This window comes from Acidimicrobiales bacterium (genome assembly GCA_022452145.1).
GTDB lineage: Bacteria > Actinomycetota > Acidimicrobiia > Acidimicrobiales > MedAcidi-G1 > UBA9410.
The window spans coordinates 1-15,628 of sequence record JAKURY010000011.1 but is presented as its reverse complement, the minus strand read 5'-3'; the positions used below and the strand labels follow the sequence as shown (position 1 = coordinate 15,628).

The 15,628-nt window shown below is 67.5% G+C and carries 15 protein-coding genes; 5 read left to right on the top strand and 10 right to left on the bottom strand.

Annotated elements, in window-relative coordinates:
• The first annotated feature begins 93 nt into the window (after nt 1–93).
• The 4 genes from MK177_05545 to MK177_05530 all read left to right on the top strand — a co-directional run bounded on the left by MK177_05545 (nt 94) and on the right by MK177_05530 (nt 3,718).
• Complete coding sequence (locus MK177_05545) at nt 94–861, top strand: alpha/beta hydrolase (protein MCH2426781.1); 768 nt, start codon at nt 94–96, stop codon at nt 859–861.
• Between the two features lie 137 nt (nt 862–998).
• The gene (locus tag MK177_05540; protein ID MCH2426780.1) at nt 999–2,081 is read left to right on the top strand and encodes an alcohol dehydrogenase catalytic domain-containing protein; all 1,083 of its coding nucleotides are present in this window, start codon (nt 999–1,001) and stop codon (nt 2,079–2,081) included.
• Between the two features lie 43 nt (nt 2,082–2,124).
• Nucleotides 2,125–2,904: an SDR family NAD(P)-dependent oxidoreductase gene (locus MK177_05535; protein ID MCH2426779.1), complete on the top strand. Its 780-nt coding sequence runs from the start codon at nt 2,125–2,127 to the stop codon at nt 2,902–2,904.
• Between the two features lie 40 nt (nt 2,905–2,944).
• Nucleotides 2,945–3,718, top strand: coding sequence for a crotonase/enoyl-CoA hydratase family protein (locus tag MK177_05530; GenBank protein MCH2426778.1), 774 nt, complete (start codon nt 2,945–2,947; stop codon nt 3,716–3,718).
• A gap of 19 nt (nt 3,719–3,737) precedes the next feature.
• On the opposite strand, the gene MK177_05525 is transcribed toward MK177_05530, so the two are convergent.
• The 10 genes from MK177_05525 to MK177_05480 form a co-directional block, all read right to left on the bottom strand.
• Entirely contained in the window at nt 3,738–4,574 is an 837-nt protein-coding gene (locus MK177_05525; GenBank protein MCH2426777.1) for a thioesterase family protein, read from the bottom strand.
• A complete protein-coding gene (locus MK177_05520; GenBank protein MCH2426776.1) occupies nt 4,571–5,914 on the bottom strand; it encodes a M20/M25/M40 family metallo-hydrolase in 1,344 nt (447 codons plus the stop codon). The genes MK177_05525 and MK177_05520 overlap by 4 nt, the downstream gene beginning before the upstream one ends.
• Nucleotides 5,915–5,921: 7 nt before the next feature.
• Nucleotides 5,922–8,210 (bottom strand): arylsulfatase, encoded by a 2,289-nt coding sequence (locus MK177_05515; GenBank protein ID MCH2426775.1) that lies wholly within the window; start codon nt 8,208–8,210, stop codon nt 5,922–5,924.
• Nucleotides 8,211–8,287: 77 nt separating this feature from the next.
• A complete protein-coding gene (locus MK177_05510; GenBank protein MCH2426774.1) occupies nt 8,288–9,277 on the bottom strand; it encodes a sterol desaturase family protein in 990 nt (329 codons plus the stop codon).
• 92 nt (nt 9,278–9,369) lie between these two features.
• Nucleotides 9,370–10,860 carry a glycerol kinase GlpK gene (glpK, locus tag MK177_05505; protein MCH2426773.1) on the bottom strand — a complete coding sequence of 497 codons (1,491 nt, stop codon included), beginning with the start codon at nt 10,858–10,860 and terminating at the stop codon, nt 9,370–9,372.
• A 12-nt stretch (nt 10,861–10,872) separates the two neighbouring features.
• Nucleotides 10,873–11,526 carry a pyridoxamine 5'-phosphate oxidase family protein gene (locus MK177_05500; GenBank protein MCH2426772.1) on the bottom strand — a complete coding sequence of 218 codons (654 nt, stop codon included), beginning with the start codon at nt 11,524–11,526 and terminating at the stop codon, nt 10,873–10,875.
• A gap of 37 nt (nt 11,527–11,563) precedes the next feature.
• Nucleotides 11,564–12,361, bottom strand: a complete 798-nt coding sequence (locus MK177_05495) for a PhzF family phenazine biosynthesis protein (GenBank protein MCH2426771.1) — start codon at nt 12,359–12,361, stop codon at nt 11,564–11,566.
• 14 nt (nt 12,362–12,375) lie between these two features.
• Complete coding sequence (locus MK177_05490; GenBank protein MCH2426770.1) at nt 12,376–13,221, bottom strand: hypothetical protein; 846 nt, start codon at nt 13,219–13,221, stop codon at nt 12,376–12,378.
• On the bottom strand, nt 13,218–13,697 hold the full coding sequence (locus MK177_05485) for a hypothetical protein (GenBank protein MCH2426769.1): 480 nt from the start codon (nt 13,695–13,697) through the stop codon (nt 13,218–13,220). Before MK177_05485 ends, MK177_05490 begins: the two co-directional genes overlap by 4 nt.
• Nucleotides 13,698–13,712: 15 nt before the next feature.
• The gene (locus tag MK177_05480) at nt 13,713–14,624 is read right to left on the bottom strand and encodes a haloalkane dehalogenase (protein ID MCH2426768.1); all 912 of its coding nucleotides are present in this window, start codon (nt 14,622–14,624) and stop codon (nt 13,713–13,715) included.
• Nucleotides 14,625–14,816: 192 nt separating this feature from the next.
• Between MK177_05480 and MK177_05475 the strand changes: the two genes are divergently transcribed.
• A partial coding sequence (locus MK177_05475) for an alpha/beta fold hydrolase (protein MCH2426767.1) occupies nt 14,817–15,628 on the top strand: 812 nt, incomplete at its 3' end.

Sequence of the window (15,628 nt, the reverse complement as noted above, 5' to 3'; positions counted from 1 at the left end):
CATCTGACCGGGGGACCTTTCCCATGCCATCTGGCAGAAGAGGGTTCGAAGCGCTGCGGACCAGCAAGCAGAAACTTCACAAGGGGAGCCAGTATGTCCAAGGTATTCGTACACGGAAATCCGGAGACGGATGCCATCTGGTCGGACCTCGTAGGAGAGTTGACCGACCGGGGTGTCGACGGGATCGTCCTGCTCTCGCCTCCGGGCTTCGGCTCACCCTCTCCCGACGGTTGGGGAGCCACCCGCTCCGAATACCGCGACTGGCTGGTGCGGGAGTTGGAGTCCGTCGTGGAGACCAGTGGCGGCCCGGTGGACGTCATCGGCCATGACTGGGGAGCTGGTCACGTGTTCGGCCTGCTGTCCGTCCGACCTGAACTGGTGCGATCCTGGGCCTGCGACTGCACAGGGCTCATCCATCCGGACTACGTGTGGCACGACATGGCTCAACTCTGGCAGACCCCCGACGTCGGAGAACAGGTGGTCGCCAGTATGCGAGCCGGCACCCGGGAGGAACGGATCGCCATGATGGCCTCCCTCGGCATGGCCGCCGCCGCCGCAGCAGATGTAGCTGACTCCATCGACAGCATCGCCGCCTGCATCCTGCCCCTCTACCGCACTGGAGCCCAGCCGGTGATGGCCCAGCTCGGCGAGGCACTCGCCGCCGCCGACCTCCCGCCGGGACTGGCTGTCGACCCGTCGGAAGATCCCTACGTGGGCCCGCCCGGAAGGGCCGCCGAGATGGCCGACCGGCTCAGCGCCCGACACGCTCCGCTGGAGGGCGCTGGTCACTGGTGGATGTGTGAGCGTCCCGGCGAGTCGGCCGGGACCCTGCTGGAGTTCTGGAATTCACTGTCCCGGTAGCACGCCGCCCATAAGAATCGGGCGGCTGGCTTGAACCGAGACATACTGCGCCGCGTATTGGCCCGGAGGCCCGTCGAGGTGGACAATGCTCACCTCTGCCGCAGCGCGGACTACGACGACACGGGAGCCGCCAGAGGATGCTGGGACTCATCCAGGAGGGGAACGGCGAAGAACACGTCCGCCTGTCCGAGCACATCGAGCACGCTGCCGCAGTCGGGCCACGCCAGGTCAGGGTGGAGGTCATGGCGGCCGGCGTGTGCGGCAGCGACCTGAGCTGCGTCACGGGCAAGTACTACATGCCGACTCCGCTGGTGCCCGGCCATGAGGCCGCCGGTGTGGTGGCGGAGGTCGGCGCCGCCGTCACCTACTGCGCCGTCGGGGACCATGTGGTGCTCTCGACGTTCGGCAACTGCGGTCACTGCCCGACCTGTGAGGCCGGTGACCCCGGCAACTGCGGGTTCGGAGGCCTCCGCCACACCCACACCGAGGGCGACACGGAACTCTGGGGATTCGCCAACCTGGGCGCCTTCTGCCAGGAGACGATCGTCCACGAGAACCAGGCCGTTCCAATCCCGAAGGAGGTACCCCTAAGTTCTGCAGCCCTCATCGGATGCGCGGTCATGACCGGTGCCGGTGCCGTGTTCAACCGTGCACGCGTGGAGTTGGGCGACACGGTGGTGGTCATCGGTGCGGGCGGGGTCGGGCTGAACGTCATCCAGGCGGCCCGGCTGAGCGGAGCGTCCCAGATCATCGCCATCGACCGGGTGGCGTCCAAGGAGCGAATGGCTGTCGAGTTCGGTGCCACCGACTTCATCCTGGCCGAAGGCGACGACTTCGATTCCATCGCCGCCGTGCAGCAGACCAGCACCAGTGGCGTCGACCACGCCTTCGAAGTGGTGGGCAGCACGAAGCTGCTTGCCGATGCCATCTCGATGGTCCGGCCCGGGGGGAACATCTGTGCCGTCGGGGTCCCCGACCTGACTGCGACGGTGACCTATCCGTTCCAGGCCCTGCACCAGAACAAGAACCTCCTGGGCATCCGGGCAGGTGGCGGCCGGCCCAGGGCGGACTTTCCGTTGATCGCCGACCTCTACCTGAAGGGCATGTTCCGACTCGACGAGCTGGTGTCCAACACCGCCGGCCTGGACGGACTCCAGGGCGCCTTCGACGCCCTCAAGGCGGGTGCCGAAGCCCGCACCGTGCTCCTCCCCCACGGCTGACCGGCCGATACGACCGACCACCCGAATAGTCCAGGAGTCCCCCATGCCACGCATGAACCTCGAAGGCAGCTCGTCCGTCGTCACCGGCGGAGCATCCGGCATCGGCGAAGCCAGCGCCCGACAGCTTGCCTCCGCAGGTAGCCGCGTCGTCATCGCCGACCTGAACGACGACCGCGGCCAGGCCGTGGCCACTGAACTTGGCGGCCTCTTCGTCCACTGTGACGTGACCAGCACGGATGACGCCGACACCGCTGTGGTCGCCGCGTCCGAGATGGGCCCGCTGCGGGCGCTCGTGAACTCGGCCGGTCTGGGCCACCCGGGTCGCACCATCTCGAGGGACAACGAACCCATGGACCTGATGAAGTTCGAGTTCGTGATCCGGGTGAACCTCATCGGCTCGTTCAACGTTCTGAGTCGTGCTGCTGCTGCCATGGCACGCACCGAGCCCTTGGACCAGGACGGCCAGCGGGGAGCCGTGGTCAACATGGCATCGGTTGCCGCCTTCGACGGCCAGATCGGCCAGGCCGCCTACTCGGCCTCCAAGGGCGGCATCGTCGGCATGACCCTGCCCATCGCCCGGGACCTGGCTGTGGCCGGAATCCGAGTCAACACGATCGCCCCCGGCCTCATCGACACCCCCATCTACGGGGAGGGCGAGCAGAGCGACGCCTTCAAGGCCCATCTAGGCCAGTCGGTGCTGTTCCCCATGCGACTCGGGTCGGCCGAGGAGTTGGCCTACATGGTCATGGAGTTGATCACCAATCCGTACATGAACGGCGAGGTCATCCGGGTGGACGGTGGCATCCGGATGCCCCCCAAGTAGGCCCACGCGGCCGAGCTGACGAATCACGAGGAACCATTACATGAGCGAGACGAACGAGACCGATCAGCCGGCAGTCCTGACCGAGCGTCGCGACCGGATTCTGGTCATCACCCTGAACCGGCCAGACGCCATGAACGCCATAAACGGCGACCTCTCCAACGGGCTCTGGAACGCCGTGCAGGACCTAGACGACGATCCCGGCCTGACCGCCGGCGTGGTCACCGGAGCCGGACGGGGCTTCTGCTCCGGCATGGATCTGAAGGCCTTCACCCGCGGTGAGGACATCGGCCCCATGCTGAAGTTCGTCCGGAACGGAGCCCAGAAGCCCCTCATCTGTGCCATCGAGGGCTTCGCCCTGGCCGGCGGACTGGAGTTGGCCCTGTCGTGCGACCTGCTGGTGGCGGCCAAGGGGGCGAAGCTCGGCATCCCGGAGGTCGGTGTAGGCCTGTTGGCCGCCGGGGCGGGGCTGTTCCGCCTGCCCGGCCGCGTCGGCTACGGCAAGGCCATGGAGATGGCCATAACCGCCGATCCCATCACCGCCGAGGAGGCAGCCGACCACGGCCTGATTGCACGCCTCACCGAGCCGGGCCAGGCGCTCCAGGAAGCCCTGGCCCTGGCGGAGCGCGTGGCCCGGAACGCGCCGTTGGCCGTCGCCGCCTCCAAGCAGGTCATCCGGGCCACACAGGGCGCCACCGAGGAGGAGCTGTGGGCGATACAACGGCCACTCCAGGAGAAGGTCTTCGCCTCAGACGATGCCCGGGAGGGCCCACGGGCGTTCGCCGAGAAGCGCCCTCCGGAGTGGTCTGGTACCTGAGTTCCCAGACCTGGTTCGCTCAGCCGCCCTCACCGGCGTCCGGTAGGAGCATGGCCAGCTGGCGGGATCGTGCGATGAGGCGGCCCTCGGCATCCCAGAGGTAGCCGTCCTCGATCATCCGGCCGTCCTGGAGGTCCTCGGTGACGAACCTCCCCATCATCCAACCCGGTGAGGGCCTCGCCCTGACGTGCACGGTCAGCTCGATTGTCGGTACCCAGCCGACGCGACCCAGGAGGGCAAAGATGGACGGGGCAAAGGCGTCGGAGAACAGGACGGCGCCCAGGGTGTCCGGCTCCCGACCGTCCACGAAGCGGATCCACCCGAGGGTCTCGGCTCTGGAGGACCTTCCGGCGACGGAGGTGTCCGGATGGACGCGAAGGTCGACGCGACTCGAGATAAAGAGGCTGACCCCCTGCTCCAGGAGGTCGCGCTCCACGCACTCCGCCACCGGGGGCATCTCTGGTGGCGGAATCGTCAGGCGGTGTCCGTTCCGGGATGCGGTATCCAGGTCCCCCATGGCCGCAATCACCTCGAGGCGCTGTGTCCCGTCCTGGAGCAGGGTGGCGCGTCCGGTCGTGACCGAACGCCCCGACCGTACGAGCGATGTGTGGACCTCTCCGGGGCGACCCCCCGACCCGGGTCGCAGGAAGTGGGTGGTCACCGACATCGGGTCCTGGTGGTCGCCGAGCCGGCGAAGGGCCTGAAGGGCAATGGCTGTCAGATAACCCCCGTTCGGGTTGTCGCCGATGTTCCAGCAGTCGCTCACGTCGACGGCGTACCGGCCGTCCCCCAGCGACGTGAGTGTCGTCTCGCGATCCAGGTCGAACCCGTCGACTGGCCGATCAGTCGTGTTCATCCGAGCATGTCCTGACAGACGTCCAGGTACATACCTGTCGTAAGCCGTAGTGACTCCACGTCGATCCGCTCGTCATGGCCGTGGAACCGGCGGGAGAACTCCCCGCCGCTGATCGATGGGCTGAGCAGGCCGGCCCCATAGGCCACGGACCCCATCTCCCGGTAGACGCGGGCGTCGGTGAACCCCACGATGAACTGGGGGCTCAGGCGGGCCGACGGGAACGGCTTCGTGATGGACCTCTCCAAGGCATCCCAGAGCGGGGTGTCGATCCGGCTGGCCGATGCAGCGTCGTCGATTATGACCTCGGTCTCCACGTGATCGGCCAGGTCACCGAGGGCCTCGCGAAGATGGGCGGACACCTCGTCGGTGTGTTCGCCGGGCATGGTCCGGATGTCCACGTCGATGCTTACGCGGTCGGGTATGACGTTTGTCTTGCCGGGGCCTTCGCCCACGTTGGGCGAGAAGGTGGTGTGGGTGCAGGCGTGAAGGTGACCGGCGGTCCCGGCGTGCGGGACATCGGCCAGGAACTCGTCGATCCTGTCCTCGTCCAGGAGTTGGTCGCGGGCCTCGTCAGGCAGGCCCATCGATTCGACCTGGGCCCGCCAGAGCTCGTGGAAGCGGGGCTGCGGCTTGTAATCGGCCAGCCGTTGGACCACGGCGGCCGCCTTCACCAGGGCGTTGTCGGTCCGGTACGGCATGGAGCCGTGGCCGGGGGTCCCTCGTACTGTCAGCCGCCTCCATGCCGCACCCTTCTCGGCGACGTTCACGCTTATGACGGGCGACGCATCGGTCCCCGAATGGAGCCCGCCGTTCTCGGTTAGGACGTAGTCGGCCCGTATGGCGTCGGCCTCGTTGGCGGCCATCCAGCGGGCACCGTGGGCGCTGCCGGACTCCTCGTCGGCTACGGCGAAGAAGACAAGGTCGCCCCTCGGGCGGAAGCCCCGGTCGGCCAGCGCACGGAAGACCACCGCCTGTGCGGCGGTCAGGTTCAACATGTCCACCGCGCCCCTCCCCCAGACCTCGCCGTCGACGAGTTCCCCTGCGAACGGGTCCCGACTCCAGCCGTGCGGGTTGACGGGCACCACATCCGTGTGGCCCATCAGGCAGAGCGAGGGGGCGTTCGGATCGGAACCCTCGATACGGGCCACCAGCGAGGTCCGGCCGGCCGTCGGCTCGAACCGTTGGACGTCGAGGCCCGCGCTCCCGAGGTAGGCCGCCAGCAGGTCGGCGTTGCGAACCTCCTGACCGGATTCGGGCGTTCCGTCGTTGACGCAGGCGTTGCGGATCAGGGCCTGGAGCAGTTCGACTGTCTGGTTGGTCAGGGCGTCGTCGCTGGCCATCGGCCCCTCACTGCATCTCGGCGGCGGCCGCCAGCTCGATGGCAGTCTCCTCTTCGGGGCGGAACGACCGCGTGGTGCCGATCTCAACACGGGCCAGGCGCCCGGCGAACTCGTAGGGCGCTTCGTAGGCACTGCTGATGCCAGTGGGGTTGCGTCCGATGTCCATGCCGATGGAGGAGACCATGACCGGTACGAGCGGGACGATGACATCGGCCACCTGGACGCCGTCGACCACTAGATGGGCGCGTCCGGGCCCGCGCCGAACCCGATCCTGGTGGACCTCCAGCACGCTCGAGCCGACGGGGACGGGATCCAGAGAACGCACCACCGTGTGGTTCGAGTAGGCGTTGTGGTCATATACGAGGTGCCCGTCGTCGTCTACGTAGACCACCAGGCCATTGTTCACGGTGCCGAATCCCAGGAGGACTCCGGCCTCGTCCCCGACCGGTCTCTCCACCTCGAAGCGCATGGTCCAACTGCGTGAGCCCAGGGCAGGTGCCGAGTCCATGGGGACTCGCTGGGTGGGTGGCAGGTACACGAACTGGTCTCGGGCCCGAGGGGTACCGGGGGTGGGGTGGCCTGCGAACAGGCCCCCGGAGCGGTCCATGATCGGTAGAACCTGGTAACGCTCGGCCTCCTCCCAGAACATCTCCACCATGTCCGCCAGCCGCTCAGGCTGGGTCGCTGCCAGGTCGTTGCACTCGGAGAAGTCCTCGTCCAGGTGGTACAACTCCCACACGTCGTCGTCCAGCGATGTGTCGGGCCGGTGGAAGGCCACCGCTTTCCAGCCGTCGGCCCAGATGGCGCGATGGCCGAACATCTCGAAGTACTGCCGTTCCTTCTGGGTGGGAACGGCGACGGCGTCGTTGGCGTTCTGCTTGAACGTGTAGGCGAGGCTGGTGCCCTCGATGGGCTGCTGGGCAACCCCCGCGATCTCCCCGGGAGCGGCGATCCCCAGCAGTTCGAGGAGGGTCGGCGCCAGGTCGATCACATGGTGGAACTGGGTCCGAACCTGGCCCAGCGCTGCGAGTTCGATCCCTCCAGGCCACGAGATGATGAGTGGATCGCGGATTCCGCCGGAATGGGTGTTCTGCTTGTACCGCTTGCCCGGGGTGTTGCCGACCTGGGCCCACCCCCACGGGTAGTTGGTGCTGCTGGTTCTGGTACCGATGTCCGCCAGCCGGTCCAGGGCTTCGTCCAGGGGCTGGTCGTCACCGTTGAAGTGGCGGAACGAGTCAAGCACACCTAGGGCCCGGCCCTCCTGGGAGGCCCCGTTGTCGCTGAGCGCCACGACGATGGTGTCCTCGGCGATACCCAGGTTGTCGAGGGTGTCAAGCAGGCGGCCCAGTTGCGCGTCGGTGTGGTCCAGCATGGCGGCGAACGCCTCCTGGAGGCGACAAGCCACCGCCCGCTCCTCGGCTGAGAGGTCTGCCCACGCCTCCACGCCAGGGTTGCGGGGAGCCAGTTCCGTTCCGGCCGGGATGACGCCCATTTCCAACTGACGCTCGTAGACCTGCTGGCGGGCGACGTCCCAGCCGTCGTCGAAGCGTCCCCGCCACTTCTCGAGGTAGGCGTCGGGCGCCTGGTGGGGCGCGTGGGTGGCTCCGAACGCCAAGTACAGGAAGAAGGGACGCTCGGGAACCATCGTGTGCTGGGTCCGCACCAGGTCGATGGCGCGGTCGAGGAGGTCCTCGGTGACGTGGTATCCGTCCTGAGGTGTGCGGGGCGGGTCGACGAGCCGGTTGTCCTCGTACAACTCGGGGTGGAACTGGTCGGTCTCCCCCTGCATGAACCCGTAGTAGCGGTCGAAGCCGCGCTGCAGCGGCCAGTCTCCGAATGGTCCGACGGCCGATGCCTCGCGCATGGGGGCGAGATGCCACTTGCCCACCGCCCACGTTGCGAAACCCTCGTCGCTGAGCATCTCGGCCATGGTTCCGGCCGAGCGGGCGATCCTGCCCCGCATGTTGGGAAATCCGGTGTCGAAGTTAGAGACGGCCCGCATGCCGACCGCGTGGTGGTTGCGACCGGTCAGGAGGCAGGCCCGGGTCGGCGAGCACAGCGCCGTGGTGTGGAAGTTGGTGTAGCGCAGGCCGCGTTCAGCCAGGCGGTCGTAGTTGGGGGTGTCCACCAGCCCTCCGTAGCAACTGAGGTGGGCGAAGCCGGTGTCGTCCAGGAGCACCACGACCACGTTCGGAGTACCGCTGGCCGGCAGGACGGGATCGGGCCACCAGGGGGTGGACTCGCTGGTGGCGCGACCGATGACCTGGTCGGCCTGGCTGGTGGCGGATTCGTTCATGCCCCGAGCGTGGCCCAGATCGGCTCTCCTATCGTCACCGGAGGCCAGTGCTTCAGGCCGGGCCTTCGGTCCCTGCCTCAGACAACCTGCTCGGTCCGACGGCGACCCTTCAGGCGCTCCTCCATCTCGCGGGTCCCGTCGTGCCAGGTCCCGGTCACCTTGTCGATCGGCGTCGTCGTGTTGCCGTAGTTGACCTCGAAGCAGCGGTGGTGCAACTGGTGGAACAGGTCGCCCGCAGGCACCGACCACCGGCGGACGAGGCGGACCCGCTCGAAGCCCGAGTGGGACGGGGCCGGGCCGGGCCCTTGGTACATGCCGCACGCCAGGATGACCACGGGGTGCACGGGCACGACCCACCAGAGCAGGAACACCGAGAAGTAGATGAGGTGCTCCAGCGGGTGCATCGAGATGCCGCTCCACGGACCGGGACTCACGTTCCTGTGGTGCAGTTGGTGGGCGATCCTGTATAGCGGCCTCCAGTGGAGGAGCCGGTGGTTGGCCCAGAAGTGGGCCGTCGACCAGAGCACCACGCCGAGAGTGGCCATGAGGAACACGTACGCCGGGTTCGACGCCCAGTCGGGGCGGCCGACTAGCCCGCTGGCATAGGCCCAGTGGGTGAGCGACTCGTACGCCGTCCAGAAGAACCCCCCGCTAACGAGCGTCCAGAACATGTTGTCGCGGACCTGGCTGCGCCACAGGAACCTGCGGCTCTCGACCGGCCAACGGCCGTTGAACTTGAAGTCTCGGTCCTGGCTGCGTCGCCGGTACAGCAGCAGGTGCAGCCCACCGGCAACGAGGGTGAGCAGGGCCAGGTTACGGATCCAGATCTGGAGGATCCATCCCAGCCGGAGGGTTGCCATGGACTCCTCAGAGGGCAGGAGCCACCTCCAGATCACGACCGACAGGATCAGGTAGAGGCCGACCCAGGGGTAGAGCAGGCTGCCGATGAACCACCGCACTGTGGCGACCGGCCTGGGTGGCCAGGCCCAGAGCGGCGGAATCTGGATCGGAACCGGCGGGTGGTACTCCCCGTTGGCAACACCTGCATAGGGGGTTGACTCGGCCATCACGGCCCTCCAGCGTATTCTCATGGCATCGAAGCGCTGACCCGGGGTTCCGGAGCCAACAACCCGGCAGCGCGCCGGATAGCCGTCGCGCCTCAGGCCCAGTCCAGAGTGCGCTCCACGGCTTGCGCCCACCGGATGGTGAGCCGCTGTCGCTCGTCAGCATCCATGTCGGGCTCCCAACGGCGGTCCTCCTGCCAGTTGGCCCGAATGTCGTCCAGGTCGGACCAGAACCCCTCGGCCAGGCCAGCAGCATACGCAGCACCCAGAGCCGTGGTCTCGGCCACCACCGGACGTACCACGTCCACACCCAACAGGTCAGCCTGGAACTGCATCAGCAGGTCGTTGACCACCATGCCCCCATCGACCTTCAACTCGGGAATCGCAACCCCGCTGTCGGCCAGCATGGCGTCGAGCACTTCTGCCGTCTGGAAGGCGGTTGACTCCAACGCCGCCCGGGCCAGATGCCCTCGCTCTGTGAAGCGGGTGAGGCCGACCACGACGCCGCGTGCATCGGATCGCCAGTGTGGGGCGAACAGCCCAGAGAAGGCCGGCACCAGGTAGACGTCGCCGTTGTCGTCCACCGAGCAGGCCAGTTCCTCGATCTCGTCGGATCCGGCGATCAGCCCTAGGCCGTCGCGTAGCCACTGCACGGTCGCTCCGGCCATGGCCACCGAGCCCTCCAGGGCATAGGTGGCTGGCTGTCCGGCCACCTGGACGGCCACGGTGGTCAGGAGGCCGTTGGTCGACGGCACGGTGTCGGTGCCGGTGTTCATGAGCAGGAAGCAGCCGGTGCCGTAGGTGTTCTTTGCCTCGCCCGCTGCATGGCAGCCCTGTCCGAAGAGGGCGGCCTGCTGGTCGCCGAGGATGCCGGAGATGGGCACGCCGGCCAGCGGACCGGTGCCGATACCCAACCGACCGATGGAGGGAACGATCTCGGGCAGCATCGACTCCGGAATGCCCATCTCGGCAACCAGTGCCGGCTTCCAGTCGAGCGTGCCCAGGTCCATCAGGAGGGTCCGTGAGGCGTTGGTGACGTCGCTGGCATGCCTGCCGCCGCCGGCGCCACCGGTCAGGTTCCAGAGCAGCCAGGAGTCGATGGTGCCCGCACACAGAGCACCGGCCTCGGCCCGTTCCCGCAGGCCCGCCACCTCCTCCAGCAGCCACGAGACCTTGGGCCCGGTGAAGTAGGTAGCCAGCGGAAGGCCGGTTGTGGCCCGGAACCGGTCCGGACCGGCATCGCCTGCCAGCCGGTCGACGATCCCGTCGGTCCGGGTGTCCTGCCAGACGATGGCGCGGTGGACCGGCTCGCCGGTGGCCCGGTCCCACACGACTGCGGTCTCCCGCTGGTTCGTGATGCCCACAGCCACCAGGTCGGCGGCGGTCAGGTCGGCCCCGGCCAGTGCCTCGTCGACCACAGCCAGGGTGTTCACCAGGATCTCGACGGCATCGTGCTCCACCCATCCGGGTTGGTCGAAGTGCTGGGCATGGGGGCGCTGGGCCATCGCCACGACCCGACCGGCATGGTCGAACACCATGAACCGCGTGCTGGTGGTTCCCTGGTCGATCGCCCCGACGAAGGCCATAGCCCCGGTCCTCTACCGGTCGCCCCGCGACCAGAAGGCGACGTGGCCGGGAACAGTGGCATCGCCGGTGACCTCGTCTGGAAGCGGCTCCCCCACCCCCACCCGAAGTGGGATCAACCCGGCCCAGACGTCGGCATCCATATCCACCTCGTCGTCGATGGGCGGCCCGGTACGGACCTTCATCGAGCACTCGTCCAGAGGAAGGGACAGCACCAGGGTGCCCGCCACCTCCTTCTCCGTGGGCGGGCGGATCTGAGCCGTACGGCCGGGAACCGCGTGCTCCACCAGGCGGTCCAGTGCCGCCACCTTCTCGGCATGATCGGTGATCTCGGTGGCAGCGCCCATGACCACCACCGAGCGGTAGTTCATGGAGTGGTGGAATCCGGAACGGGCCAGCACCAGGGCGTCTACCAGCGTCATAGTGACGCAGACCTGTACGCCGGCCCTCCCTGCACGCAGCAGGCGACTGGCCGGCGATCCGTGGAGGAGCAGGCGGTCGCCGTGGCGTGCGTGCAGCATGGGTATGACAACCGGATGTGCGGCTTCGCCTTCACCGGCGACAATCCCCACGTGGGCGAATACCGCTTCGTCGATCACCGATTGGATCGCCGTCTTGTCGGTGACAGAGCGATCCGGCTTCCGCCGCAAGGTCGTCCTGTCAGCCATCACACCTCCGTTGGGTCCCACGTTGGCTACAAGCCCGTCAGGGCAGGAGTGTCCCACGCACGACGGTCACGGCGCGGCCGGTGATGCGCACACGGTCACCGACCAGCTCGACCTCCAGTTCGCCGCCCCTCTGGGACGCCTGCTCGGCCCGGAACGCAGCACTACCCAACCGGGGTACCCACCAGACGGCCAGCGTGGTGTGGGCGGAACCGGTCACCGGGTCCTCTGGTATGGCCACGTTCGGGGCGAACACCCGGGACACCACGTCGAAGCCCTCTCGCTCGTTGCGCGCTGTCAGGATCACCCCTCGTTCTGCCAGGGCTGACACTGCTCCCAGGTCGGGAATGCAGGAGCGCACGTCGGCGTCTGCACCGGCTTCCAGGAGGAGGTCGGTGCGCCCGTACGCAGCGGCCAACACCTCGACGCCAAGGGCTGCGCCCATCTCCGCTGTCACATCGACCGGAACCAGTTCGTCGACTGGAAAGTCGAGGGTGATGTCCCCATTTTCTCCTACGGTCGCCGACAGTCGGCCGGACCGCGTGTGGAAGCCCATGGTGTCAGTCGAACCGTGCTCCGTGGCCAGAACGTGTGCGGTGGCCAACGTGGCATGCCCACACAGGTCAACCTCGGACCCCGGGGTGAACCAGCGGAGTTCCCACTCCCCCGCTACCGCCGTCGACGGATGGCAGAAGGCGGTCTCCGAGAGGTTCATCTCCCGGGCGACGTCCTGCATCCACTCCTCCTCTGCCGGTGCGTTCAGAATGCAGACGGCGGCCGGGTTGCCCCTGAAGGGCCGGTCGGTGAAGGCATCGACCTGGACGAACTCGTTTGGCATGTCTTGGAACCCGGTCAGGCAGATCGGATTGAAGCGGCGAGGTTATCGACGTTGGGACGCACCAAGAGGGTGTAGGTGTCCGCTATCGACACCTCCCGGTGGGCCCGTTGCGCCTCCAGGCGGGACGGGTCGGCCACCACGGCCATGAACGCCGCCCGGCTGGGAAAGAGGTTGAAGCGCACCTGGTCCCAGCGTCGACCGTCTCCGATGATGGTCCCCTCGACTCCGAACCAGCCTGAGATCCGGGCCCCGTGTGCCGACGCCACAGCGAACGCCGTCGTCTGGTAGGCGGCCATGTCGGCCTCTGCGTCGCCCTCGGCGAACCGCAGCACGTGGATCACCATCAGAGGGCCGTCCCCGTCGCTGGGCGGGTATTCGACGTCATCCCAGGCGACCTCCCCGAGGTGGCCGGCCGGTGGATCGACCGGCAGGCAGCCGGCCACGATCGTTTCGGCCATACCGGCCTCCTTGTGCAGGTGCTTCTCACGGAAGTCTTCTCGCTGCTGCATCTCGATGAACGACCGCCGGGTCGGGTACCGAACCACAGCGACCCGGTCCCACACAGGTGAGTCGCCAAGGAGTTGCTCAGCTACGTCTCCCATGAACACGACGCTGGCGCCTATGTCGTGCAGTATGTCGATGGGCGAGTATCGCTCGTCGGCCTCCCTGCCGGTCACGCCGGTCACACCGGTCACACCGGAGCCTGGCCCGGTGTCGGACACCTCCCGGTACACGGCTTCGGCCCGGTAGCGCATCAGGTTGACCATCCAGATGGGACCGTCCCGGTCCGGCGGTGTCGTCGCCAGGCGCATCCCGTAGGAGCGGTCGACCGTTCCGTATGTCGGTTGTTTCGAGGTCATCGCCACCCCTTCGGGCCGTCGATCCGTTCCATCCACACGATGATCGACGGGCCGAACTGCCAGACCATCAGGTCGCCTTCCCTCCAGCGGAGTACCTCCACGTCCATGTCGACGGGTCGTAGGACCAGCCGCCCCTCCTCGAAGGTAGCAACCACGTGGATCTCTGTGCCCCCTAATCCGCTGACGTCGTGCACGCCGTTCTCCAGGGTGCCGTCGGCCCGCATGTCGTGGGTTACGCCTCCGCTGCAAACCACAACCCGGTCCCCCGCCTGCTCGACCCGCTCCGCGTGGGTGGCGAACGGTGACTCGGGTTCCGCCGGTGTACCGTCGATCTCGGCCCGAATTGTTCGCCACGCTCCTCGGAGGTCTGGTGCATTCGGATGCAACGGGGTCGTACATCCGGCCAGCACCGGAGCCGGCATCTCCGCCCAGTAGCCATCCGGGGTATGGGCCACCGGGATCTCGTCGACGTGCACGGGTCTGGTCCCCTGTCAGGAGGTGTCGCTAATGAAGTCCCGGATCACTGCTGCCAACTCCGGTCCGGCATCCTCCTGAAGGAAGTGGCCCGCGCCGACGATGGTCGGGTGCTGGCGCCCTCGGGCACCGGGCACCTTGGCCAGGAAGGGGGCGTCACCACCTGCGGTGACCGGGTCCGAGTCGCTGAAAGCGCAGAGGAACGGCTTCTGGAAGGCCTCCAGGACCCGCCACGCCGCCTGGTTGGGCGCCGTCTCAGGATCATCCGGGTTGGTGGGCACGAATGAGGGGAAGATGCGGGCGCCGGCCTTGAAGGTGTCGTCCGGGAACGGGGCGTCGTAGGCGGCTACCACCGCCGCGGACAACTCCGTGGTGCAGGCTCTCCCAACTAGGTCACCGACGGGGAACACAGGGGTGGTCTGTGAGAAGCGCTGCCAACGCAGAAATGCCTCGCTGGCCGGACCATGGCCAGTCGGCAGGCCGCTGTTGCCGATGACGACCCTGGCGAACCGGTCGGGCTCGTCGGCAACCAGGCGTAGGCCGAGGAGGCCTCCCCAGTCCTGGCCGAAGAATGTGGCGTCCCGGAGGTCGAGGTGGTCGAAGACGAGCTCGGAGAGCCAGGCCACGTGTCGGGCGTATGAGTAGTCGGTCTGTCGGGTGGGCTTGTCGCTACGTCCGAACCCGACGAGGTCGGGCACGACGACCCGGTGGCCGGCATTTACGAGGATCGGAACCATGTGACGGTACAGGTAGCTCCAAGACGGTTCGCCGTGGACGAGGAGCACCGGTGCCGCATCGGCCGGTCCCTCGTCCAGGTAGTGGACTCGCAGGGTGCCGCCCTCGCCGTCCCGGATCTCGGCGTAATTGGGTTCGAAGGGGTAGTCGGGAAGGTCGGCAAACCGCTCCTCGGGCGTACGAAGGGCCTCCATCAGGCCCCATCAGAGAGGCGGGACACGAATAACTTGATCTGGGCGACTTGCTCAGGCTTCTCCATGGCTCCCCCGGTGCATCGATGCCTGGTCGAAGTGTCGTGCCCGGCCGGATCGTCTGCCAACATGGCTGGCCGCCGGCGGACCGCAGTGACCCGCCCGCTCCAGCCCGTCCATCAGCCGGAGGTTTCCATGGTCCCCCTCGAAGAGACATTCGACTCGACGTTTCCGTTCGCCCCTCACACCTTCGACGGTCATGGTTTCGTCCAGCACTTCGTGGACGAGGGGCCGCGTGGTGCCGAACCAATCGTCTGCCTGCACGGAGAGCCGACCTGGGGGTACCTGTACCGACACATGATCGGTCCGCTGGCGGTGCACAACCGCGTGGTGGTCCCCGACCACATGGGCTTCGGCAAGTCCGAGACGCCCCAGGACCGGGAGTACACGTTGTGCTCCCACACCGAGAACCTTCTGGCTCTGGTCGAGCACCTGGACCTCCAGGACATCACTCTCGTCGGACAGGACTGGGGGGGACCCATCGCGGCCGCCCTCACCGTGCGCCACCCGGATCGGATCAAGCGGATCGTGTTCGCCAACACCCTGGCCGGCTACGGGAGGGTGGACGCGTCAACGGTCACGCCGACGTCGGAGTCCAGGTGGTTCCGCTGGATCGGCGAGGGGCTGGAGTCGGGGCGGACCGCCGACGTCCTGCTGAACCTCGGATCCACGGTCCTGTCGGTCATGAAGATCATCGGATTCACCAACTCGGCGGCGGTGGATGACACCTGGATTAGGGCGTATTCGATGCCGTTCCCGGACCGGGAGTCGGCCATCGGGGGACTGGAGTTCCCCCTGGATGCCTATCTGGGCCGCATCCGCGACTATGTCGTAGCGGGGGCCGCGGGGGTGGCCGATCTCTGCGCCAAGCCCGCCATCCTCTTCGAGGGCATGGAGGACGGGGCGATCCCGCCAGACCGGGCGATCGCGGACTTCCGGGCGTTGTG